This is a genomic window from Halopolyspora algeriensis (assembly GCF_003337235.1).
In the GTDB taxonomy this organism is placed as follows: domain Bacteria; phylum Actinomycetota; class Actinomycetes; order Mycobacteriales; family Pseudonocardiaceae; genus Haloactinomyces; species Haloactinomyces algeriensis.
On sequence record NZ_QPJC01000003.1, the window covers coordinates 1 to 23,329 of the forward strand.

At 68.3% G+C, this 23,329-nt stretch carries 22 protein-coding genes and 1 pseudogene; 3 read left to right on the plus strand and 20 right to left on the minus strand.

Annotation, left to right across the window (positions count from 1 at the left end):
* Window positions 1–232: 232 nt before the first annotated feature.
* From DFQ14_RS06380 to DFQ14_RS06400, 5 genes are all read right to left on the minus strand, one after another.
* On the minus strand, window positions 233–1,093 hold the full coding sequence (locus tag DFQ14_RS06380) for a DegV family protein (protein WP_114452185.1): 861 nt from the start codon (window positions 1,091–1,093) through the stop codon (window positions 233–235).
* 87 nt (window positions 1,094–1,180) lie between these two features.
* Window positions 1,181–1,795 (minus strand): histidine phosphatase family protein, encoded by a 615-nt coding sequence (locus DFQ14_RS06385; RefSeq protein WP_114452186.1) that lies wholly within the window; start codon window positions 1,793–1,795, stop codon window positions 1,181–1,183.
* Window positions 1,792–2,208, minus strand: a complete 417-nt coding sequence (gene rsfS / locus DFQ14_RS06390) for a ribosome silencing factor (protein WP_114452187.1) — start codon at window positions 2,206–2,208, stop codon at window positions 1,792–1,794. The genes DFQ14_RS06385 and rsfS overlap by 4 nt, the downstream gene beginning before the upstream one ends.
* Before the next feature lie 217 nt (window positions 2,209–2,425).
* Window positions 2,426–2,911: a bacterioferritin gene (bfr, locus tag DFQ14_RS06395; RefSeq protein ID WP_114452188.1), complete on the minus strand. Its 486-nt coding sequence runs from the start codon at window positions 2,909–2,911 to the stop codon at window positions 2,426–2,428.
* Between the two features lie 119 nt (window positions 2,912–3,030).
* Complete coding sequence (locus DFQ14_RS06400; RefSeq protein ID WP_114452189.1) at window positions 3,031–3,237, minus strand: (2Fe-2S)-binding protein; 207 nt, start codon at window positions 3,235–3,237, stop codon at window positions 3,031–3,033.
* A gap of 178 nt (window positions 3,238–3,415) precedes the next feature.
* Between DFQ14_RS06400 and DFQ14_RS06405 the strand changes: the two genes are divergently transcribed.
* On the plus strand, window positions 3,416–3,934 hold the full coding sequence (locus DFQ14_RS06405) for a GNAT family N-acetyltransferase (RefSeq protein ID WP_114452190.1): 519 nt from the start codon (window positions 3,416–3,418) through the stop codon (window positions 3,932–3,934).
* 46 nt (window positions 3,935–3,980) lie between these two features.
* On the opposite strand, the gene nadD is transcribed toward DFQ14_RS06405, so the two are convergent.
* A complete protein-coding gene (gene nadD, locus DFQ14_RS06410) occupies window positions 3,981–4,604 on the minus strand; it encodes a nicotinate-nucleotide adenylyltransferase (RefSeq protein ID WP_114452191.1) in 624 nt (207 codons plus the stop codon).
* A gap of 119 nt (window positions 4,605–4,723) precedes the next feature.
* Window positions 4,724–6,052, minus strand: a complete 1,329-nt coding sequence (locus DFQ14_RS06415) for a glutamate-5-semialdehyde dehydrogenase (RefSeq protein ID WP_114452192.1) — start codon at window positions 6,050–6,052, stop codon at window positions 4,724–4,726.
* Window positions 6,053–6,156: 104 nt separating this feature from the next.
* Between DFQ14_RS06415 and DFQ14_RS06420 the strand changes: the two genes are divergently transcribed.
* Window positions 6,157–8,277, plus strand: a complete 2,121-nt coding sequence (locus DFQ14_RS06420; RefSeq protein ID WP_114452193.1) for a RecQ family ATP-dependent DNA helicase — start codon at window positions 6,157–6,159, stop codon at window positions 8,275–8,277.
* A gap of 261 nt (window positions 8,278–8,538) precedes the next feature.
* On the opposite strand, the gene proB is transcribed toward DFQ14_RS06420, so the two are convergent.
* The 13 genes and pseudogenes from proB to DFQ14_RS22610 form a co-directional block, all read right to left on the minus strand.
* Window positions 8,539–9,669, minus strand: coding sequence for a glutamate 5-kinase (proB, locus tag DFQ14_RS06425; RefSeq protein WP_246195691.1), 1,131 nt, complete (start codon window positions 9,667–9,669; stop codon window positions 8,539–8,541).
* Window positions 9,666–11,204 (minus strand): GTPase ObgE, encoded by a 1,539-nt coding sequence (gene obgE / locus DFQ14_RS06430; protein ID WP_114452195.1) that lies wholly within the window; start codon window positions 11,202–11,204, stop codon window positions 9,666–9,668. The genes proB and obgE overlap by 4 nt, the downstream gene beginning before the upstream one ends.
* Before the next feature lie 103 nt (window positions 11,205–11,307).
* The gene (rpmA, locus tag DFQ14_RS06435) at window positions 11,308–11,565 is read right to left on the minus strand and encodes a 50S ribosomal protein L27 (protein ID WP_114452196.1); all 258 of its coding nucleotides are present in this window, start codon (window positions 11,563–11,565) and stop codon (window positions 11,308–11,310) included.
* Window positions 11,566–11,579: 14 nt separating this feature from the next.
* On the minus strand, window positions 11,580–11,888 hold the full coding sequence (gene rplU / locus DFQ14_RS06440) for a 50S ribosomal protein L21 (RefSeq protein WP_114452197.1): 309 nt from the start codon (window positions 11,886–11,888) through the stop codon (window positions 11,580–11,582).
* 264 nt (window positions 11,889–12,152) lie between these two features.
* Window positions 12,153–12,581 (minus strand): hypothetical protein, encoded by a 429-nt coding sequence (locus DFQ14_RS06445; protein WP_114452198.1) that lies wholly within the window; start codon window positions 12,579–12,581, stop codon window positions 12,153–12,155.
* 410 nt (window positions 12,582–12,991) lie between these two features.
* On the minus strand, window positions 12,992–13,495 hold the full coding sequence (locus tag DFQ14_RS06450) for a DUF6114 domain-containing protein (RefSeq protein ID WP_141921360.1): 504 nt from the start codon (window positions 13,493–13,495) through the stop codon (window positions 12,992–12,994).
* Between the two features lie 14 nt (window positions 13,496–13,509).
* Window positions 13,510–14,145, minus strand: a complete 636-nt coding sequence (locus tag DFQ14_RS06455; protein WP_114452462.1) for a DUF6230 family protein — start codon at window positions 14,143–14,145, stop codon at window positions 13,510–13,512.
* Between the two features lie 308 nt (window positions 14,146–14,453).
* A complete protein-coding gene (locus tag DFQ14_RS06460) occupies window positions 14,454–17,615 on the minus strand; it encodes a translation initiation factor IF-2 N-terminal domain-containing protein (RefSeq protein WP_114452200.1) in 3,162 nt (1,053 codons plus the stop codon).
* A gap of 170 nt (window positions 17,616–17,785) precedes the next feature.
* The gene (locus DFQ14_RS06465) at window positions 17,786–18,679 is read right to left on the minus strand and encodes a TIGR03936 family radical SAM-associated protein (protein WP_420810139.1); all 894 of its coding nucleotides are present in this window, start codon (window positions 18,677–18,679) and stop codon (window positions 17,786–17,788) included.
* Window positions 18,680–18,773: 94 nt separating this feature from the next.
* A complete protein-coding gene (locus DFQ14_RS06470; RefSeq protein ID WP_246195690.1) occupies window positions 18,774–20,693 on the minus strand; it encodes a TIGR03960 family B12-binding radical SAM protein in 1,920 nt (639 codons plus the stop codon).
* A 90-nt stretch (window positions 20,694–20,783) separates the two neighbouring features.
* Complete coding sequence (locus DFQ14_RS06475; protein ID WP_114452203.1) at window positions 20,784–21,320, minus strand: GNAT family N-acetyltransferase; 537 nt, start codon at window positions 21,318–21,320, stop codon at window positions 20,784–20,786.
* Window positions 21,317–21,733: a nucleoside-diphosphate kinase gene (ndk, locus tag DFQ14_RS22225; protein WP_170206367.1), complete on the minus strand. Its 417-nt coding sequence runs from the start codon at window positions 21,731–21,733 to the stop codon at window positions 21,317–21,319. The genes DFQ14_RS06475 and ndk overlap by 4 nt, the downstream gene beginning before the upstream one ends.
* A gap of 159 nt (window positions 21,734–21,892) precedes the next feature.
* Window positions 21,893–21,973, minus strand: a pseudogene (locus DFQ14_RS22610) (AbrB/MazE/SpoVT family DNA-binding domain-containing protein); the annotation flags it as partial.
* A 168-nt stretch (window positions 21,974–22,141) separates the two neighbouring features.
* Between DFQ14_RS22610 and DFQ14_RS06485 the strand changes: the two are divergent.
* Window positions 22,142–23,242, plus strand: a complete 1,101-nt coding sequence (locus DFQ14_RS06485) for a zinc-binding dehydrogenase (protein ID WP_114452205.1) — start codon at window positions 22,142–22,144, stop codon at window positions 23,240–23,242.
* Window positions 23,243–23,329 lie beyond the last annotated feature (87 nt).

Below are 23,329 nucleotides of genomic sequence, written 5' to 3' on the forward strand. Positions count from 1 at the left end.
GCCGGCATCTGGCACAACTGGGCCACCGACACACCCCGCAAACGATCACTAATCGCCTACGACCACTAACACCAGCTTCACGGAATCATTCATCTAGGCCGCAGTACCGACCATGCGAATCCTCACCGGCGAACCCTGTGAACAACCACGGACACTGTGGACAATTTGGTCCCGACCGAGTCCCGCGGCGAACCGTCACACGCAAGCGAGCCGAAAATTTCGATGGCCCGCCTCACGACCTCTCGTGCCAGCCGCCGGGCACGACCACCACGCCCACGGCCCCCGGGCCGATATGCGCACCGATCACCGCGCCGACCTCGGAAACCACGCACTCCGGGCAGTCGGGGACCTGCCCCCGGATCCGCTCGGTGAGTTGGGTGGCCCGCTCCGGGGCATCCAGGTGATGTATCGCGATCGCGGCAGGTCCGGGAGATGCCGACCGCACTGCGATCTCCACCAGCCGGGTCATTGCCCGGGTGGTCGTACGGACCTTTTCCAGGGCCTCGATCCGGCCCGCACGCAGATGCAGCAACGGCTTGATGGCCAGCGCCGTACCGAGCAGAGCAGTGGCCGTGCCGATGCGCCCACCCCGGCGCAGATAGTCCAGCGTCTGCACGGAGAACATCGTGCTCGTGCGTTCCGCGACGCGCCCGGCCGTCGCCGCCACCGCCGCCAGATCCGCTCCGGCTTGCGCGCGCTCCCCGGCAGCCAACGCCGAGAAACCCAGTCCCATGGCGGTGGACCGGGAATCCACGACGCGCACCCGATGCGGGTCGACCTCCTCCGCGGCCAGCCGGGCCGCGTCCCACGTCCCGGAAAGCTGCCGGGACAGATGGACCGAGACGACACCCTCGGCGCCCGTGTCCAGTGCCGCACGATAGGTCCGGGCCAACTCCTCCGCCGTCGCTCCGGATGTCGTCACCCGGTGCCTGCGGGCAAGCGCCGCGGACAGCTCCCGCGGACCGAAAACGCTTTCATCGACGGGCTCGGCCCCGTCCACGCTCACGTGCAACGGCACCGTTCGCAACGAATATCGGCCGGCGAGCTCTTCCGGCAGATACGCGGTCGAATCGGTGACGACAGCGATGGACACGGCGAAGGCCTTACAGCCCGGCGCCCGGGCCGCTCACGCCGCCCCCGGCCGGGAGGTGTGCACGATCCTTCAGCACAGGTGTGGGCTTCACTCGGGAACACCCCCGTTGTAGGTCATCAAACGCCAGTGCCCGGTATCACGGCCGCGCCGGGTCAGTACTACCCAGTGGCAATTACCGACACCACCCAGTCCCGGCCACAGCTCGATCGGCCATTCCAGCAGTCGCGCGGTCAGGCTCGTGATCAGCCCGCCATGCGCGCACAGCAGAGCGGTACCGCCGTGGCCGTGGTCGAGTTCCCGCACGACCTCGAAGGCTCGCTCGGCGACCTCGACCCGGGACTCGCCGCCGGGCGGAGCCCAGTTCGGCTTGACCCGCCAGGATCCCATCGCTCCCGGCCAGCCGTGCTCCACTTCGGCACCGCTGAGCCCTTGCCACTCGCCGAGATGTGTCTCCCGCAGGCGCTTGTCCGGACGCACCACCTGACCGCTGATCTCCGTGAAGGCGGCAGCGGTCATGCTCGCACGGCGCAGGTCCGAACTCAGTGCCACCTCGGGCTGAAACTCGGCGATCACGGGGGCTGCACGCTTCGCCTGAGCGTGTCCGGTCGGGGTGAGTTCACTGTCCAGATGGCCCTGGATGCGCCCGGCAACGTTGTATTCCGTTTCACCGTGCCGCCACAGCACGAGTCGTTCCAGCGTCACGCCTGGCTACCCTGCTCGTCGGAGTCCGCCACCCCGTCCTCGCCGGGGGTGTCGGCCTCCTCGTCGAACCCGATGCGCGGGCAGTCCTTCCACAGCCGCTCCAGCTCGTAGAAAGCTCGCTCGTCCTCGTGCTGCACGTGCACGACGACGTCGACGTAATCCAGCAGGACCCAGCGCCCCTCTCGGGTTCCCTCACGGCGTACCGGTTTGGTGCCCGCGGCGCGCATCTTCTCCTCGATCTCGTCGACGATCGCCTCGACCTGCCGTTCATTCGGCGCGGAAGCGATCAGGAAGCAATCGGTGATGACCAACCGGTCGGACACGTCCAGCAGGACCAGGTCGTTGGCCTTCTTCTCCGACGCCGCTCGCGCCGCTACCAGGGCCAGCCTGCGGGCATCTTCAGTGGCTGCCACATCGCTCCTCTCGGGGTGGGCTCGGGTACGCCCCATGCCGGTCAAGGATAGCCAGCCGAAGCAGGGCCTGCGGCATGCGCCGCAACACCGGCGCGCTCGCGGACTCCTGCTCCGGCCTCGCCCACCACCGGAACCCTGCCTGCTCCGGCACCCGCACCCCGGAGTCGGGCCGTACGGGCAACGTCGATCGTTGCGGCGAGGCCGAGCTTCGGACCGGTCAGGCGCTTGCCGGAGGGCGCTCCACGAGCTGGCTGAGGTAGAGCTGTTCACCCAGCCTGTCGATCAGCTCCAGCTGGGTCTCGAGGTAGTCGATGTGATGTTCCTCGTCCCGGAGGATGGTCTCGAAGAGGTTCGCGGTGGTGATGTCGCCCTTTTCCCGGCACATCCCGATGCCGGGCTTGAGCCGCTCGAAGACTTCGACCTCGATCGCCAGGTCGGACTCGAACTGCTCCCGGACGGTCTGACCGATCCGCAGGTTGAACAGCCGCTGGTAGTTCGGGAGCGCTTCCAGGAACAGGATGCGATCGCTGATCCACTCGGCGTGCCGCATTTCCTCGAAAGACTCCGTGCGGGTGTGCTCCGCCAACTTGGTGAAGCCCCAGTTGCCCTGCATCTTCGAGTGCAGGAAGTACTGGTTGATCGCGGTGAGCTCACTGGTGAGCTGCTCGTTGAGCAGCGAGATGATCTCCTCGTCGCCCTGCATGAAGCGTCGACCTCCGGCCTCGGGATTTCCAAGACCGTATCGGGGTGCGAGCGCATGCTCGCGGCAGCGAGGCGGCGCGTCTGCCGAAACGCCCGATCCAGCGACAGCTCCTACGCCCTTCAGGCGCTGCGGGGCAGCGCCTCACCGGGGGATGCCTCTCCCCGGGACTCGGCCTCCTCGAGCATGCGACCGAGCCGCTTCACGCAGCTGCCGCAGCCGGTACCCGCCCCGCAGTGCTCGCCGATCTCGTCCACCGTGAGCGCCCCTGCAAGGATGGAGGCCCGCACCTGCGTTGTGGTGATCGCGGCGCAGATGCATGCGTACATGGCGCCATACTCCCCTCGACTCCTGATAAGGCAAGCCTAATCAAACCATCCGGAGCGCAGGGTGCGCAAACATCGCCACGAGACCGTGATCAGCCGAAACGGGAACCGCATCGCGAGGACCGGTGCGACGTGAGACTCAACATGGCTACCACGCGCGTCTTCCGCTAGCTTCGGCACCGTGGTCGTCACTCGCCTCGCGTCTCCGATCGACAGCGCACACATCGCCCGCCTGTGGCGGATCGCCTCCGCGGCACACCGGGTCACCAACGAGCTTCCGGCCGCCTCGATCCCGGAACCACCTCGAGAAGGAGCGCACCAACAACGAGTCCTCGGCTATCTCGCCGACCCGAGGACTTTCGCGGTGCTGGGCGAGGACGACGGTGAACCGGTCGGAGTGGCCTTCGCGACACCGGCTCGCACCGAGGACCGTGCGAATCCGCAACCGATACCGGGGGTTGCACACGTGTCCATGCTGGCCGTCAGGCCGGACAGGTGGGGTCAGGGGCTGGGACGCACCATACTGGAGGCGGTCCAGATGATCGCCGGGGAACGCGGGTTCGCCCGTGCCCAGCTGTGGACCCATGAGAGCAACCGGCGAGCGCGGAGACTCTACGAGCGTCTCGGCTGGCGGAGCTCGAAACGAATCGGCGTCGACGACAACGGCGAGCCGATCCGGCACTACACCCGCGATTTGTGAAGGGCCCACACCGCGGTGGGCTTGCGGAGAAACCGGTGCCCGATGATCACGGTCCCCACTCCGGTGCAGGTGAGCGCGAGTCCGGCCGGTACAGACCCCGCTTGGTGATGTATTGCACGATCCCGTCGGGAACGAGGTACCAGACCGGCAGGCCCGCGGCGACCCGCTCACGGCACCCCGTGGAGGAGATCGCCATCGCCGGGATCTCCACCAGCGACACCGACCCCTGCGGCAGGTGCCGGTCATCGAGCGGATAGCCGGGCCGGGTGACCCCGATGAAGTGGGCGAGCCCGAACAGCTCGTCCACCCGGTGCCAGGACAGGATCTGCTCCAGGGCATCGGCTCCGGTGATGAAGTACAGATCCGCGTCCGGGTACTGGGTGTGCAGATCGCTGAGGGTGTCGATGGTGTAGGTGGGACCACCTCGGTCCACGTCGACCCGGCTGACCGAGAACCGCGGGTTCGAGGCGGTGGCCACCACCGTCATCAAGTAACGGTCCTCGGCGGAACTGACGTACTCGTGCCCCTTCTGCCAAGGCTGGCCGGTCGGCACGAAGAGGATCTGTTCCATGCCGAACTGAGCCTGCACCTCACTGGCGGCCACCAGGTGACCGTGATGGATCGGATCGAAGGTGCCACCCATGACACCGATACGGCGCCGACGAGACATGGTTGTCCACCATAGCCAATCCCCGCGCTCGTTCTCGACGAGCCCGCGGCACCGTCGAACGGTGGAGGCAGTCGCCGGTGCGCGAGCCGGCGTGCGACCCGCTCACCGGCACATCGGCGTCATCCTGCCGGCCGCACGTGCCCGTCGCCGAAGGCCAGCCACTTGGTGGAGGTCAGTTCGGGCAGCCCCATGGGCCCTCGGGCATGCAGTTTCTGGGTGGAAATGCCGATCTCGGCACCCATCCCGAACTCGCTGCCGTCGGTGAACGCGGTCGAGGCGTTGACCAAGACCGCTGCGGCGTCCACACGGGCGCTGAACTGCCGGGCCGCGCGAATGTCGGCGGTGGCGATCGCCTCGGTGTGGCCCGTGCCGTAGGTGCCGATGTGCTCGACCGCATCCGGCAGGGAATCCACCACGGCCGCGGCGATGTCCAGGGAGCCGTACTCGGTGCTCCAGTCCTCGTCGGTGACCGGCACGACGTTCGAGGCACCGACTCCGCTGATGTCGGCGACCCGCCGGTCCCCGTGCACCGTCACCCCCGCCGACCGCAATTCGGTGACCATCTTCGGCACGAACTCCCCGGCGATGTCGCGGTGCACCAGCACGGTCTCGGCGGCGTTGCACACGCTGGGACGGCGTGCCTTGGAGTTGAGCAGGAGCCGCAGGGCGGTGTCGAGGTCGGCGTGGGCATCGACATAGAGGTGGCAGTTGCCCGCACCGGTCTCGATGGCGGGCACGGTGGCCTGTTCCACGACGGCGGAGATGAGGCCGGCCCCACCACGCGGGATGACGACGTCCACCAGGCCACGGGCGGTGATGAGGTGCTGCACGGAGGCACGGTCGTGGCACGGCAGGAGCTGCACGGACTCGGCGGGGAGCCCGTGTGCCCGCAGGACGTCGGCCAGGATCGACACCAGGACCGTGTTCGAACGCTCCGCGGAGGAGGAACCACGCAGCAGCACCGCGTTGCCGGACTTCAGGGTCAGCCCCGCGGCATCGACGGTCACGTTCGGGCGCCCCTCGTAGACCATGCCGACGACCCCCAGCGGAACCCGCACCTGCTGGAGCTGGAGCCCGTTGGGCAGCACGTTTCCGCGCACGACCTCCCCGATCGGATCCGGCAGTCCCGCAACCGTGCGCAGACCCTCCGCCATGCTCGTGACGCGGTCCGTGGTGAGAATCAGCCGATCGATGGTGGATTCCGGTAGCTGCGCCTGGCGGGCAGCGGCGACGTCGAGATCGTTGGCCGCGAGGATCTCGGAGCCGCGCTCCACCAGAGCATCGGCCATGGCGTGCAGCAGGGCGTCCTTGGCATCCCGGTTGAGCAAGGCGAGATCGCCCGCGGCGCGCCGGGCGCGGCGAGCGGCGTCGTGCACCTGCTCGCGCAGGTCTTCGCCCTGCGCCGGTGTGGCGTCGGTCGTACTCGGGGACTCGGTACTCGTGGTCACCTCCCCAGATTAGCGCTCGTGGGCAAAGCGCTTCGAACACACGGTGCGCCCGTACCTTCCGACCGGTGTCGAACGCACCGAGGCGGTCCGGTAAGAATCGCGGAGTGGACGAACACGCACTGCGCGAGCTCGCCGAACAGCATCTACGCGCCCTGGCAGGCCCGCAAGCCCACCTCCGGCAGGACCAGTGGAACGCCATCCGAGCGCTGGTTCTGGAACGCAGGCGGGCCCTGGTGGTCCAGCGCACGGGCTGGGGCAAGTCGGCCGTGTACTTCGTGGCGACCGCACTGCTGCGCGAGCTCGGCGAAGGACCGACCGTGATCGTGTCCCCGTTGCTGGCGCTGATGCGCAACCAGGTGGAAGCCGCCGCCTCGGCAGGCGTGCAGGCGGCGACGATCAATTCGGCGAACCCCGAGGAATGGTCGTCGATCGAGGAGCAGGTCGCCATCGGCGAGATCGACGTGCTGCTGGTGAGCCCGGAACGGCTCAACAACCCGGACTTCCGCGACACCGTCCTGCCCGAACTGACCCACACCGCGGGCCTGCTGGTCGTCGACGAGGCCCACTGCATCTCCGACTGGGGCCACGACTTCCGGCCCGACTACCGCAGGCTGCGTACCCTGCTCACCGAACTGCCGGAAGGGGTGCCGGTCCTGGCCACGACCGCCACCGCCAACGATCGCGTCGTCCGGGACGTGTCCGAGCAGCTGGGCGTCGGGGACGAATCCGGCGCCGTGCACGAGGCCCTGGTGCTGCGCGGCAGCCTCGACCGGGAAAGTCTCCGGCTCGGAGTGGTCACACTGCCGAGCGTGCAAGCGCGCCTGGGATGGTTGGCCGAGCACCTCGACAACCTTCCCGGCTCGGGGATCGTCTACACCCTGACCGTGGCCGCCGCCGGTGAGATCGCGAGCTTCCTGCGCGACCAGGGGTACGAGGTGGCCTCCTATTCCGGGCGCACCGACCCGGCGGAACGAGCGGAGGCCGAGCAGGCACTGATCGACAATCGGGTCAAGGCCCTGGTGGCGACCTCGGCACTGGGCATGGGTTTCGACAAGCCGGATCTCGGTTTCGTGGTGCACGTGGGGGCACCGTCCTCACCGATCGCCTACTACCAGCAGATCGGCCGCGCGGGGCGCGGAGTCCAGCGCGCGGAGGTCCTGCTGCTGCCGGGCCCGGAGGACCGGGACATCTGGAGCTACTTCGCCTCCATGGCCTTTCCGTCCGAACCCGTGGTGCGCACGGTGCTGGACGCGCTCGCCGAGGCCGGCGGTCCGGTGTCCACCGCAGCGCTGGAGCCGCGAGTGGATCTGACACGTACCCGGCTGGAGATGGTGCTCAAGGTCCTCGACGTCGACGGTGCGGTCCAGCGGGTCAAGGGCGGCTGGGAGTCGACCGGACAACCGTGGTCCTACGACACCGAACGCCACGAGCGTGTCGCGGCCCAGCGCCGGGCCGAGCAGCAGGCGATGCTCGACTATCTCGACACCACCGGTTGCCGGATGGAGTTCCTGCGCAACCAGCTGGACGATCCGCACGCCGAGCCGTGCGGCCGGTGCGACAACTGCACCGGCTCCGGCTTCTCGGCGCAGGTGGGGCAGCAGGCAGCGCAGCAGGCCGAGACTCGTCTGCTGCGTCCCGGGGTGGAGCTGTCGCCCCGCAAGATGTGGCCGAGCGGGATGGAGGCGCTGGGAGTGTCGCTGTCCGGCAAGATCCCCCCGGGCGAGCAGGCCGAGCAGGGCCGTGCCCTCGGCCGCCTGACCGACATCGGCTGGGGCAACCGGCTCCGCGAGCTGTTGAGCGCCTCGGCTCCCGATCAGGAGCTGCCGGAAGACCTGTTTCAGGCGTGCGTGCAGGTGCTGGCCGGGTGGGAGTGGGAGCAGCGGCCGGTGGGGGTGCTCGCGCTCGGCTCGACCACCCGCCCGAAGTTGGTGTCCAGCCTGGCCGAGCGGATCGCCTCGATCGGGCGCTTGCCGCTGCTCGGCGAGGTCACCACGGCCCCGGATGCCGTGCCTTCCAGGCGGTCGACCAACAGCGCGCAACGGGTGGCCTCGCTGTGGCAGCGATTCCGGCTGCCACAGCAACCGGATCCGTCCTGTTTGGACGGCCCGGTGCTGTTGATGGACGACTATGCCGATACGGGGTGGACGGTCACCGTGGTCAGTCGCCTGCTCCGGCAGGCCGGAGCCCCCGCCGTACTCCCCTTCGCGCTCGCCACCACCGGCTGAACAGGGATCGGCATCAGTACCGACAAGGCCGGTCAGACTGCGAGGAAGCGACGAATCACCGAGCACACATTCGCGATGGTCTGATCATCGGATACATCTGCGGGTGCTTGAAGCCGAGCAAGGGAAACCGCACGTACTTGCTCGCAGAGAGCCCGCGAAGGGACCTTCGAGCCGGTGTCGGACTTTGATCGTGGTGGCCATGCAGCCAGAACACCACCGCAGTACACCGGCTGGAATACCGGGCTCGCGCCGAATCCCACCTCAGCGAACGGCGACGAGGTCGTCGGCGTGCACGACCTCACGGCGTTGCTCAGGCGGCAACTCGTGACTCGAACGGCCGATCAGGTCGGGCAGTTCGCCCGCGTCGTAGGCGACCACTCCCCTGGCCACCACCGCCCCGGACGGGCCGGCGAGTTCCACCACGTCACCACCCTCGAAGGCTCCCTCCAGGCCGGTGACCCCCGCAGCCAGCAACGAGCGCCGACGCTTGACCACAGCAGCGACAGCACCCTCGTCCAGGTGCAGCCGACCTCGCGCGCTCGCAGCATGCGCGAGCCAGAAACGCCGAGCGGACAGGTGCGCGCCGGTGGCTTCGAACGCCGTACCGACATCGGCCCCGTCGAGCGCACGAGCAGCCAGCTCGGCCGAGGTCAGCAATACCGGGATGCCCGCCGAGCGGGCCACCCGCGCCGCCTCGACCTTCGAGGCCATCCCGCCGGTCCCGAGCCCCGAGGTTCCGGTGCTCGTCACGGACACCCCCGCCATGTCCGCGGCGCTGGTGACCTCCGGCACCACGGAGGAATCCTCGTTGCGGGGATCACCGTCGTACAGGGCGTCCACGTCCGAGAGCAGGATCATCGCCTCGGCGCTCACCAGGTGCGCCACCAGCGCGGCCAGCCGGTCGTTGTCGCCGAACCGGATCTCGGCGGTGGCCACGGTGTCGTTCTCGTTGACCACCGGCATCGCACCGAGCGCCAGCAGCCGCTTGAGAGTGCGCCGGGCATTGCGGTAATGGCTGCGCCGGACCACATCGTCGGTGGTCAGCAGGACCTGCCCCACGGTCAGATGGTGACGGGCGAACGAGGTCGCGTAGGCATGCGCCAGCGCCTGCTGCCCCACACTGGCGGCTGCCTGCTGAGTGGCGAGGTCGCGCGGCCGTCCACGCAGTCCCAGCGGTGCGATCCCGGCCGCGATCGCGCCCGAGGACACCAGCACCAGCTGCTTGCCTGCTTCGGCCTGCGTGGCCAGGGTGCCGACCAGAGCATCCAGCCGCTCGTGGTCGAGCCCGCCCTCGGCGGTGGTCAACGACGAGGAGCCCACCTTCACCACGACTCGTTGCGCGGCCGCGATCGCCTTTCGAGCAGGGGACTTCTCTCCGACCGCGCTGTTCACCACTCGCTCTCCTCGTCCTCGTCGACCTCCCCCGCAGCACCTTTCGCGTCTTCCGCACGGTCCTCGGAAATCGGTTCCGCCACGGGTTCGTCCGCCCCTGCTCCCGAGCGCCGTGCCTTCATCGCCGCCCGGCGCTCGTCCTTCGTGACCCGGTCGTCGGCGTCCAACCGCTTGTCCTGCCCGCGGGCACCGTGCAACATGGCGAGCCCGGCAGGAGTCGTCGGCTCCCAGTCGAAGGTGACATCGCCGATGGTCACCTGGTCGCCCGGCTGCGCACCCTGCTTGGCGAGTTCCTCCTCAACCCCGAGACGTGCCAACCGGTCGGCGAGGTACCCGACGGCCTCGTCGTTGTCGAAGCTGGTCTGGTGCACCCACCGCTCGGGACGATCCCCGCGGATGATGAAACCGTCGTCGGCCTCCGGGTCGGGTTCGACCGTGAAACCGGAGTCGCCCAGCGCCTCCGGTCGCACGATGACCCGCGCGGGTTCCGGGGCGGGGCGCTCCGCCCGGTAACGTTCCACCTCTTCGGCCAGGGCGAAACCCAGTTCGCGCAACCCCTCGTGGGTCGCCGTGGACACCTCGAAGACCCGCCAGCCCCGCTCGGCGAGCTCGGGACGGATCAGTTCGGCCATCTCCTGGGCGTCCGGGACGTCCATCTTGTTCAGCACCACCAGCCGGGGACGCTGCGCCAGGTCCGGAGCGCCGTGTTCCTCCGTCAAAGCCGGTGTGTAATCCGCCAGCTCGCTTTCCACTGCCTCGATGTCGGACACCGGATCGCGATCGGTCTCGAAAGTCGCGCAGTCCACCACGTGCACCAGGACCGCGCAGCGTTCGATGTGCCGCAGGAAGTCGAGACCGAGACCGCGTCCGCCGCTGGCACCGGGGATCAGGCCGGGGACATCGGCAACCGTGAAGACGGTCTCTCCCGCGGAGACCACGCCCAGGTTCGGCGCCAGAGTGGTGAACGGGTAATCGGCGATCTTGGGTTTCGCCGCCGACAGGACCGAGATCAGCGACGACTTGCCTGCCGAGGGAAATCCGATCAGCCCGACATCGGCGACCGATTTCAGCTCCAGCACCAGATCGTTGTACTCACCCGGCTCTCCCAGCAGGGCAAAGCCGGGAGCCCTCCGGGCTCTCGACGCCAACGCCGCGTTGCCCAGACCGCCACGGCCGCCGCGAGCGGCGACGAATGTCGTCCCCGGTCCGACCAGGTCGGCGAGCACCTCCCCTTCCGGGGTCAGTACCACCGTTCCGTCCGGAACGGGGAGCACCAGGTCCTCACCGGCAGCACCGTGACGCATGCTGCCGCGCCCCTGCCTGCCGCGGGTGGCACGCGCATGCGGCCGATGGTGGAAGTCCAGCAGGGTGTGCACCCCCGGGTCGACGACGAGGCTGATATCACCGCCCTTGCCCCCGTTGCCACCGTCCGGGCCGCCCAGCGGTTTGAACTTCTCCCGGTGCACCGAGGCGCAACCGTTGCCTCCGCCGCCTGCCGCGACGTGGATGGTCACGCGGTCAACGAAGCGCGACACGGATACCTCCTGGCCGGAAAAACCGGTGCTGGAAAAAGACGAGGGGCGGGCCGGTGGGAACCGGACCCGCCCCTCGTCTTCGACGGTCGTACCGAGAGCCGGGTCAAGCCTCGGTCGGCACGACGTTGACAGTCTTGCGGCCGAGCTTGCGGCCGAACTCGACCTCGCCTGCGGCGAGTGCGAACAGCGTGTCGTCCTTGCCACGACCCACGTTACCGCCGGGGTGGAACTTCGTTCCGCGCTGCCGGACCAGGATCTCGCCGGCGTTGACGACCTGGCCACCGAAGCGCTTCACACCCAGGAACTTGGGATTCGAATCGCGGCCGTTCCGAGAGTTGGACGCGCCCTTCTTGGTTGACATAGCTACTCAGGTCCTCACTTCGTGATGCCGGTGACCTCGACGCGGGTCAGCTTCTGCCGGTGCCCCTGGCGCTTGTGGTAACCGGTCTTGTTCTTGAACTTGTGAATGCGGATCTTGGGGCCCTTGGTCTGCTCGACGAGCCTGCCGGTCACCGAGGTCTTGCTCAGCGCGTTGGTGTCGGCGGTGACCTCTGAGCCGTCGACGACCATCAGCGCCGGGAAAGTGACCTCGGAGCCCGGCTCGCCCTCGAGCTTCTCGACCTCGACGACGTCCCCGACAGCCACCTTGTACTGTTTGCCGCCGGTCTTGACGATCGCGTACATGAGTCGGAAGTCTCCTGCTGCTCGGTTTCGCTAGTTCACCATCTGGGACGGACGCCCTCCTCGGCGAAGAGCCGGGGATCCTCGTACGCCGTTCGCACAGCGCCTCGGTGGGTTCCTGCCTCAGGCGACGGCAGCCGACCTTACCGGGCGGACCCCGCCTCAACAGGCGTTTATCCTCTCCGCCCGTCCGGCGGCGAGAAGTTCTCGCCCATCATACAGCCAACCCCGGTACTTCCGACCGCGAGGGTACCGGCTCGGACTCCCTCACCGCCCGACGACGGTGATACGAGCATCCGGGATGAACAGGGTACCCCCACTGAGCTCGACATTGTGCGCGGTGACATCGGTGAAGGTGAGCTTCGGCAGCTGCAGGAACCCCAGATCGAGGTTCGGCATCGCCAACGAGTCGGGCGACAGGGTGACCGGTGCCAGGGGGTGATCCGCGACGGCCGGCGTTCCGGTGAGTCGACGTGTGTAGAGGTGGATCGGCCCATCGGTGATCGTCGAGACCCGGCCGGGTGCACTCGCCGCCCGCATGACCGTACCGTTGCCCAGCGCACCGCGTTGCACCAGATCGGTGATCTCCAGCCGTTGCGCGGTGAAGTGCAGCGTCTTGACCTGCCTGCCCTCGACCTCCTGCATCGAGTAGCCGTGGTACCGGGAGCCGATCAGTTTCAGCTTGCTCGCGGTCAACGTCCATTGTCTGCCCGGCCCCGGCCGGGCACCGGACGCTTCGGGCGAGGCAGTCGGCAGCGCGGGCCCCGATTTCGGCGATCCCGATGCCGCAGGCCCTGCTGGTGAGGATCCTGATGCCTCCGCTGGGGAAAGTCCGGACGACGAAGCAGGCAACGGGCTCGACGACGGAGCAGGCGAGAGAGCCGAGGGCCGCGGGGACAGCAGGGCCACCAGGCCCGACACCAGGCCGCGAGAGTCGTCTTCCTCCGCACGGGGCTGTGCACTCGCGGGAGCGGTGCCCGCGACGATGCCGACGACCATGGCGAGGCTGACGCACAACGGCATGGTCGGCCACAGGTGATACCGCCGCCGACGCGCACGATCGGGACCCCCGGACGAACACGGACTCGACCGACGACTCCGCAGGCTCACTCTCGCCCTCCGTGAGCTCCGTGAGCGCTCTCGACCCGGGGGGCGGACACGTGTTCTGCCCGGGTCTCCGCCCGGGTCCCCGCCTGCGTACTCGTCACCGTCCGCCACTGCTTCGGAGCAGGCGACCAGGCAAGCCCGAGCGCGGCACCGATGATGCCGAGCAGAGTGCCGAGGAACATGGACCCCAGATTGACGGTCACGATCGCCACCACGGCAAGCAGCAACGTCACGATTCCGGAAGCCATCCGGAACTGGGGACGAATCCAGAACGACACGGCACATATGATCATGACCACGCCGACCACCAACGCCGAAATCCCACCGAGCGTTTTCAAGGTGATCACCACGTCACCGAATTTCAGCGACGCATACGGCGGATACAGCAACACCAGAGCCGCCGACAGGGTGAAAACTCCCGCCCAGAACGGCCGGCTCCGCCGCCACTGCCGAAACGACATCCGCACGGTTCGCACCCGCCCTCGGCGGACATCTCCGCTCATCATCGATTCCCCCGTCAGAAGCACTCGTGACGACCTGCCTCGGCGGTGATCCGAACGTCGCTGAGCCGCAGCGTCGATGCCGTAGTGGACCATGCCACCTGGCGCAGGTTCGCGATGTGCGCGCTGTCGGCCTGGATCCCGAAGGTTCCCGGCTTGCCCTGCAGCCCCTCCGGCCCCTTGCCGAACGTTGCGGCGTCCCGGCCGATCTCGACGTTGTTCAGGGTGAGGTCACCGGTGACCTTCTCCACACCGATCACCAGATTCTCAGCCCGCATGCCCCCGGGGGCCGAAATGCGGATCGTCATGTCACCGACTCCCGGAACGCCCGGCACCACGATCGACTGGCAGAAGTTACTCAACCTGGCATCGCGAAAGCCGTTGACCAGCACCGGATGTGCCTTTTCCGACGAACTCCGGTCCACCGAGCCGTACTGGACGACACCCTTGGCGCGAAGGTCATCCGCCGAGGCCTTGTATCGGGTGCCGGAGACCGCGAAAGACGCCGCAATCGCACCCTGCGACATGCCGGTGAGCATGAGTCCGACACCGAAGACGCCCACCACGAGCACGAGCGTGAACACCCGCCATCGAGTCCGGCCGGTCGCCGAGCCGTCGAATTCCTGTCGGCGGGAGAGTCCGTGCGATGCCATCATGCTTACCCCTGGACTTTTCACAATCGACGGAGCGAACAACGCCGCCCTGGCCCCCGTGGACAGCGTTCGACACTCAGAGTGACCTGCATTACGCCTACCAGCGGGTAACTGTAAGGGAAGGCCAGCGAAAACGCTGTGACAGGCGCCACCGGCACGAATCCGATTCACGGATTTGCTCACGGAACGTACTCATTCACCGGCGTGTTCAAGCACAGGCACAGACACGTACAGCCGTGCGTCTTCGGCGTCATGTCACTGTCGAAGACACACGGCTGTCGTGAACTCGGCTTTGGCTGTGTACGAACTCAGCTCTGCGGGGGTTCCACGGGCGGACCGGCGGGCCGCCCCGCCGCACGGCGGGCGGACCTGCGAGCGACCGTGGCCGGAGCCGGCTGCGGGCTCGGCGCGGCAGCGGGCTCCTCCCGGGAAGGAGACGGTGTGACCACCACCGGTGTCGGAGCGACTCCCGCACTCCCGGCGGGGCGACTGACCTTGCGCCGCTTCGTGCGGTTGTCACCCGACGCCGGCGATGCCGCAGGCGTGGATTCCCCTCCCGAGTCCGCTTCGGTGGTTTCCCGCGTCGCCGCTCCGGTCCTCTCGGGAGCCTGCTCGGGGGCACCGACGGCTTCGGAGCCGCGACCACCGTCGTTGCTTTCGGCCTGCTCGTTCACCGAAGCGGCCGGTGCCGCGGGCTTCGCCTCCACGCGCGCGGGCTCTTCCCGGGCGGGCGCTTCTCGCGCCGGCTCTTCCCTGGCCGACTCTTCCCGGGCAGGCTTTTCCTGCGCGGGTTTCGCCGGTGCGGGCTCCTTCTGCGCAGACTGGGAAGTCTTGGTTCGTTCGGACCGTCCACCGGACTCGGCCGAGGTTTCCTGCTGCGATCCCTTGCCACGCTGGCGGCTTCGCCGCGACCCGCCGCCACCATTGCCGTTTCCGGAGTGATTGCCGTTTCCGGAGTGATTGCCGCGATGGGAATGGTGGTGGACAGGCTCCGTCGACACGAGCAGGCCTCGACCCCGGCAGTGCTCGCAGGTGCTGCTGTAGGCCTCCAGCAGACCGGTGCCGACCCTCTTGCGGGTCATCTGCACCAGACCCAGCGAGGTCACCTCCGCAACCTGATGCCGGGTGCGGTCCCTGCCCAGGCATTCGGTCAACCGACGCAGCACCAGGTCCCGGTTGGATTCCAACACCATGTCGATGAAGTCGATCACGATGATGCCGCCGATGTCGCGCAGCCTCAGCTGCCGCACGATCTCCTCGGCCGCCTCCAGGTTGTTCCGGGTGACGGTCTCCTCGAGATTTCCTCCCGAACCGGTGAACTTGCCCGTGTTGACGTCGATCACCGTCATGGCCTCGGTGCGGTCGATGACCAGGTGTCCCCCGGAAGGCAACCAGACCTTCCGGTCGAGTGCCTTGGTGATCTGCTCGTCGATCCGCTGCTCGGAGAACACGTCGCCGGTGCCGACATGCTTGCTCAGCCGGGAGACGAGGTCCGGGGCGACATGCTGCACGTAGGCCTCGATGGTGTCCCACGCATCGTCGCCCTGGATCGTCAGCGAGGAGAAGTCCTCGGTGAACAGGTCCCGAACGACCTTGATGAGCAGGTCGGGTTCCTCGTAGAGCAGCTGCGGCGACTGCGCCTTCGGTGCCTCGGCCTTGTCCTTGACGATGTCCCACTGGGCCTGCAGGCGGCGCACGTCGTGCTCCAGGGCCTGTTCGCTGATGCCCTCGGAAGCGGTTCGGATGATCACGCCGGCATCTTCCGGCACGATCCGCTTCAGGATCTCCTTGAGCCGCTTGCGCTCGTTGTCCGGCAACTTGCGACTGATCCCCGTCGCACTACCGCCGGGCACGTAGACCAGAAACCGGCCCGGGAGACTGATCTGGGTGGTCAGCCGAGCGCCCTTGTGCCCCATCGGATCCTTGGTGACCTGCACGAGCACGCTGTCACCCGTCGACAGCGCCTGCTCGATCCGTCGGGCCTTGCCTGCCAGGCCCGCGGCATCCCAGTCCACTTCACCGGCATAGAGCACCGCGTTGCGACCACGGCCGATGTCGACGAACGCCGCCTCCATGCTCGGCAGTACGTTCTGTACGCGCCCCAGGTAGACATTGCCGACCAGCGAGCCGCTGCCCGCCGAGGTCACGAAGTTCTCGGCCAGAACGCCGTCCTCCAGCACGGCGACCTGGGTCTGATCACCCTGCTCGCGCACGACCATCCTGCGGTCCACCGACTCACGCCGGGCGAGGAACTCCGACTCCGACAGCACCGGCGCACGGCGACGGCCGGCGTCGCGGCCGTCGCGGCGGCGCTGGCGCTTGGCTTCCAGCCGAGTCGATCCCTTGATCGCGCGAACCTCGTCCTCGCCGCTGTCCTGACGCCCGCTTTCGGCCGCGGCCTCGCGGACGTGCACGACCGTGTTCGGCGGGTCGTCCTCGCGGGTGTTGCCGTCGCCCTCACCGGAACTCTTACGCCGCCTGCGCCGCCTGCGCCGGTTCGGCGCGACCTCACCGGACTCCTCCTCGAGGTCGGTCGCGCCGGTCTGCTCCGACGAGCTCTCCTCGGCAGTCGTCTCGGTATCGGCTGCCGCGGGCTTGCCCTTCTTGTCCGCCGTATCGGCCTTGCGCGAGGCGTCGCCGCCCTTGCTCTTCTTGTCCTTCTTGCCCGGGCGAGTCCCCTTGCCGTCTTTGTCGGCCTGGTCGGTTTTCCCCGTGTCGTCCTCGGCAGACTCCTTCTCGGTGGCCGTCTCGCCGGCCTCGGACTGCTCGCCGTCGCCTCCGCGGCCCCGGCCACGTCCTCGCCGGCCGCGGCGACGACGGCGGCGGCCCGAGCGGTCACCGTCCTCGGCGGTTTCCTCCTCGGTCTCGTCCGCTTCTTCGGCGGGTGCCTCCGCCGAATCAGCCACGCTCTCCTCCGGCTCCGGCGGTGCGGGAGGAGCCGCCTGCGGCTCGGGCGCCAGGAACATCGCTTGCGGGGCGGTCCACGCCGGGGCCTGCGTCTGCGGACGCGACTGCGGCTGATCACCGTTACCGAAGAGCAGCCCGGTCTCGCCCACTCCGGTCTCGGAGGCCTCGGCGGGGGAAACCTCGGAGTCGTCCGTCCCGGACGGGGAAGCCTCGGGGACCGCGTTCTCGGTCGTCGCCGGGGCCTGCGCGGTATCGGCCGCACCGGCGGCCTGCTGTTCCTCCGGCTCCTCGATCTGCTCGGGGCGCAACGCCCGCACGACCTTCAGTGCCACATCGCGACTGATGTTCGACTGCGCGCTGCGCACCGACTCGCCGAGGGTGTTCAGCGTCGCGATGACCTCGCGGCTGCTTCCCCCCAGAAGTTTGGCCAAGGCATGCACCCGCAGCTTCGCGGGCAATTCGAACGTCTCTTGTCCGGCACCCTCGGTACGAGTGTGCTCCTCGGCCGAGGGTGTGGTCGATTGCCCACTGGTATTCCCAGCAGGCGTGTCCATGTTCAACATTCAACTCCTCCGCCCCCCGGGCGCGTCCTCGCGGGACGCGGCCACACAGGGGTCCGTACGTACTGTGTTCTCCACCACAGGGTGGCGGTAATTCTTTGTCTGTCCCTCCGCCCCGGAACGGCGCCCGGGAAGTCTCACGGCGGGTCCGACGGCGTCCGCGCCGACGTCCGTCACCCGGCTGCGGGTTCTTCCCGCCGGACTCCGGCCGCTGCCCTGTCCGGGGCCAACGGGTCGGCGATCCCTCCGGAATCGTCGAGCCGGCCTTGCTCCAACCGGGTCGCTCTCGCGAGCGCCGGCGGGGCCAGATCGGCGACGACCTGAAGAGCGCTCAGTACGTCGTCGGGTCGTACAACCGGCGTTACCTGCCGTACGACCGTCACGAGTATCCCATATGCTCCCCGGTCTTTCGGCCAATCGTCCGGATGGGGGTCACATGGAGATATTCGATCACGCAGTGCAGTCATTTCCACATTGCGCTTTTCCTTGCCGGTGGGGATACCCTCCTGTGCTTCAGCACACACCACGGCAGCTCGTGCATCGAAGGTGCGCCGCCCGTTCTTGGTCATCCGCTCGACCTCGACGGTCTCCGCAGCCATCAGACGCGCCACGGCCTCGTCCAGTTCGGCCGCGCTCACCCCGGGCAACTCGATCCGCCAGCGGCTGGCCTCGAGCCGGTCGGACAACGTCCCCGCCCCGGCCTCCACCGCTTCCAGCAGGTCGAAGCCCTCGGGCAGTGCGGCATCCAGACGTGCCCGCACGAGCTCCGGGTCGACACGGTCGGCCGGCTGCAGCTCGACGTATTCGGCCTCGCTGGCCGCTCCGGTGGGTACAGCCCCTGCCCACGATACCTTCGGACGCGGGCTGAAACCCTGCGAATGCGCCATCGGTATTCCCGCCCGGCGCAGTGCCCGCTCGAAGGTGCGAGCGAAATCGCGATGCGAGGTGAACCGCAGACGCCCGCGCTTGGCGTAGCGCACCCGCACCTTGAACGCAGCCGCGGACGAGGCCGGGCCGTGTCGACGGCTCTCCCCGCGACCGGCCGGCCCGCTGTCCTGTCGACTCAAACCGCCCTCCCGGACTCGTCGACGCGTTTCCCGGTGATCCGGGCCTGCCGCCGGGTTTGCCTTGCGCATTCCACAGTAACGGGCCGGGTCCGGCTCACGCCGGAGTGATGGGCAGCAGTGTCCTGCCGGAAGGGCCGACCTCGATGTCCGTCCCCATCGTCGGGCACACCCCGCAGTCGAAGCACGGCGTCCACCGGCAGTCGTCCTGCTCTCGTGCGTCGAGGGCGTCCTGCCAGTCCGTCCAGAGCCATTCCTTGTCCAGCCCCGAGTCGAGATGGTCCCACGGCAGCACCTCGTCGGGGTCCCGCTCGCGAGTGGTGAACCAGTCCAGGTCCACCCCCGAGGGCTCCAGCTCGGCCTGCGCGCATTCCACCCAGCGGTCGAACGAGAAGTACTCGTTCCAACCGTCGAAGCGGCCACCTTCGCGCCACACGCGCTCGATCACGCGCCCGATCCGGCGGTCGCCCCGCGAGAGCAATCCCTCGATCAGGGAAGGCTTGCCGTCGTGATAGCGCACACCGATGCTGCGCCCGAGCCGCCGATCGGCACTGATGGTCTTGCGGAGCTTGCGCAAGCGCTGGTCAACGGTGTCCGGATCGCACTGGGAAGCCCACTGGAACGGGGTGTGCGGCTTGGGCACGAACCCGCCGATGGAGATGGTGCACCGGATGTCGTTGCGCCCGGCGGCCTTGCGGCCTGCGCGGATGACCTCCTTGGCCATCGCGGCGATCTGCAGCACGTCCTCGTCGGTCTCGGTGGGCAGACCGCACATGAAATACAGCTTCACCTGGCGCCAGCCGTTGGCGTACGCCATCGAAACGGTGCTGATCAGGTCCTGTTCGGAGACCATCTTGTTGATGACGCGGCGGATGCGCTCGCTGCCGCCTTCGGGAGCGAAGGTCAGCCCGGAGCGCCGCCCGTTGCGGGAAAGCTCGTTGGCGAGGTCGACATTGAAGGCATCCACCCTGGTCGAAGGCAACGACAGCCCGGTGTTGGTGCCCTCGTAGCGATCGGCCAGCCCCTTGGTGATGTCGCCGATCTCCGAATGGTCCGCCGAGCTCAACGACAGCAGGCCCACCTCCTCGAAGCCGGTGGCCTCCAGCCCGTTCTGCACCATCTCGCCGATCCCCTCGATCGACCGCTCCCGCACCGGCCGGGTGATCATGCCCGCCTGGCAGAAGCGGCAACCGCGTGTGCAGCCGCGGAAGATCTCCACGCTCATCCGCTCGTGCACGGTCTCGGCCAGCGGGACCAGCGGCTTCTTCGGGTACGGCCACTCGTCGAGATCGGTGGTGGTGCGCTTGAACACCCGGTACGGAGCCCGATCACGGTTCGGCACGACCTCACCGATCCGCCCGTCGGGCAGGTAGCGCACGTCGTAGAACCTCGGGACGTAGACACCACTGTCGGTCAGGCGCAGCAGGAGCTCCTCGCGCCCGCCGGGCTGCCCCTCGGCCTTCCAGTCCCGGATCACCTCGGTGATCTCCAGGACGGCTTCCTCGCCGTCACCGAGCACGACGGCATCGACGAAATCGGCGACCGGTTCGGGGTTGAACGCCGCGTGGCCTCCGGCCAGCACGACGGGATGCTCGCCGGTGCGGTCGGCGGCGTGCAGCGGAATCCCCGCGAGGTCCAGCGCGCCGAGCAGGTTGGTGTAGCCGAGCTCGGTGGCGAAGCTGACCCCCAGCACGTCGAAAGCGCCCACCGGCCGGTGGTTGTCGACCGTGAATTGTGGGACACCGTGCTCGCGCATCAGCGCTTCGAGGTCCGGCCACACCGAGTAGGTGCGTTCGGCGAGGACGTCGGGCAGCTCGTTGAGGATCTCGTACAGGATCATGACGCCCTGGTTGGGCAGGCCGACCTCGTAGGCGTCCGGGTACATGAGAGCCCAGCGCACACTGGCCTCGTCCCAGTCCTTGAGGGTGGCGTTGAGCTCGCCGCCCACGTATTGCACGGGTTTGGACACGCGCGGCAGGAGCGGTTCCAAGCGGTCGAATACGGACTCCACAGGCACCGTTTCAGGGTAAACGGCGCCCTTCGCGCGGTGCAGGCGACGGCGACCGGGTGGGGCGATGTCGGCGACCATCGCCCCACCCGCACGCTGTCAGAGGTCGAGGGTGAACCAGACCTGATCGCGGTGATCGTTCTCGCTCACGTGCAATGAACCGGGCCAGCGCCCGCGCTCGACCCATCCTCGGTCCGCGTAGAAATCCTCCAGGCCCTGCCCCGAGCGCGTGGACAGGGAAAGCTGGGTCAGCCCCAGAGCCCGAGCCTGTACGGCGGCGGCATCCAGCAGCTGCTGTTCCAAGCCCTGCCCCTGCAGCTCCGGGTCGACCAGCAACCACTCGATCTCGCCCCGGTGCCGCTGCACGGGCAGCTTTCCCGGGCGCAGCACCACGGCTCCGGCCAGGGTGCGCTCCTGTCCCGCCGTCAGCACATGCCGAGGTTTCGGGCGCTGCGAAAGGTCGTCGACGATTCGCCGCGCCGCCGCGGTGATGGTGTCCAGCTCGGTGGTCGCGGTGAAGCCCGTCGCCCCGCCGGCGACGGTCGCCCGCCCCAGCAGGTCGGCGAGTGCCTGCGGCAGGTCCGGGTGGGGATCGTCCACCCGGTGCGGCCCGCTGATGAACTCGAGCTCACTCATGCCTGCAGGTCCGGGAACCACAGCTTGAGTTCGCGCTCGGCGGACTCGGGCGAGTCCGAACCGTGCACCAGGTTGTACTGGACCTCCAGGGCGTAGTCCCCACGCAGACTGCCCGCCTCGGCCTTGTCCACCGGATCGGTACCGCCGGCGATCTGGCGGAACGCCGAGATCGCCCGGGGACCCTCGACCACGGCCGCCAGAACCGGGCCGGAGGTGATGAACTCCAGCAGGGATTCGAAGAACGGCTTGCCGTCGTGCTCGGCGTAGTGCTGCTCGGCAAGCTTGCGATCGACCTGCCGCAGGTCCATGGCGGCCAGCTTCAGCCCTTTGCGTTCGATCCGGCTGATCACCTCACCGACCAGGCCGCGCTCGACCCCATCGGGTTTGACGAGAACCAGAGTGCGCTCACTCACGGGCGTATCTCCTTCCGTGCCGGGGCGCACGATCCGTACCTGCCGTCTGCGCCCGATTGGACTTCCAGCGTATCGAGGCAGGCCGCGCGGCCGAGGCGGGGGCAAACCCGGGGCGGGGCTTTCAATCTTCCGGCACGATGAGTTCCACCGGTGGAACTCGATCTCGTCGCCGGGCATGAGGCCGAGCTGCTCCCGCATTTCGATCGGGATCGTGACCTGACCCTTCTCCGCCATGCGCATACGAGCAAGAGTGATACTGCTTCAACACCTACTCCGGAATATCACTCGGACGTGAAAGAGCTCGTGGGTCTGGTGTGCGCGGGCTCACCGCGATAGCTTCACAGTCGGTCATACCGACCGGTCGGACGAGTACCACCTCGCGACAAGCACCGTGGTGAGGAGAGCCGCATGCGCGCTGCCGTACACACCGCCGCGAACGAACCGCTGCGGATCGAGGAACTGACCGACCCCCGCCCCCGAGCGGGCGAGGTGGCCATCGACGTCACCTCGTGCGGCGCGTGCCATTCGGACCTGCACGTGCTCAAGGGCGAACTGCCCTTCCCCACTCCCGGAGTCCTCGGCCACGAGGTCGCCGGCCTGATCTCCGAGGTCGGACCGGAAGTGACCGGACTGTCCGTCGGCGACCGGGTGGTCACCAGCTTCATCATGCCCTGCGGCCGGTGCGCCCAGTGCGCGAGCGGCAACGAGGAGATCTGCCTGGACTTCTTCGCCTACAACCGGGCCAAGGGCCGGCTCTACGACGACGACACCCGGCTGTACCGGCCGGGCGGGGAGCCGGTGTGGATGTACTCGATGGGTGGACTCGCCGAACGCGCGGTCACCCCCACCACCTCGGTGTACCGGGTCCCCGACGGCGTGGAACTGGCCGATGTCGCCTCGGTGGGCTGCTCGACGATGACCGCGTACGGGGCGCTGCGGCATGCGGCGGACGTGCGCGTGGGCGACACCGTGGCCGTGGTCGCCGCCGGCGGTGTCGGCTCGGCGTTGATCCAGCTCGCCGCGGTGTTCGGCGCCGCCGAGATCATCGCCGTGGACATCAGCGACGAGAAGCTCGACGGTGCCCGCAAGCTCGGTGCCACCAGCACGGTCAACTCCGCCGAGGTGGATGCCGCCGCGGCGGTCCGCGAGATCACCGGTGGGCGCGGCGTCGACGTGGCTTTCGAGGCCCTGGGCGGGGAGAAGACCTTCGACATCGCCCGGGATTCGGTGGTCGAGGGCGGGCAGATCGTGGTGGTCGGCATCGCCCCCTCCGGCACCACCGGCACACTCGACCTCGGCACCATCGCCCGGCGAAAGTTGCAGGTCAAAGGTTCCTACGGCGCCAAGCCCCGGCGTGACATGCCGGTGCTGCTCGATCTCGTGGCGCGCGGCCTGCTGCGGCCGCAGGACTCGATCAGCCGCCGCTACGGCTTCGATCAGGTGCAGGAGGCCTACGACGCACTGGACCGCGGGGAGATTCAGGGCCGCGCCGTGATCACCATGGGTTAGAGAGTGCGCGGATGGACTTGCGTGGCGGTGCGGGTGGCGGAACCTCCGGCTGCGCCTCGCTGCGGTAGCCCCGACATCAGGTAGTCA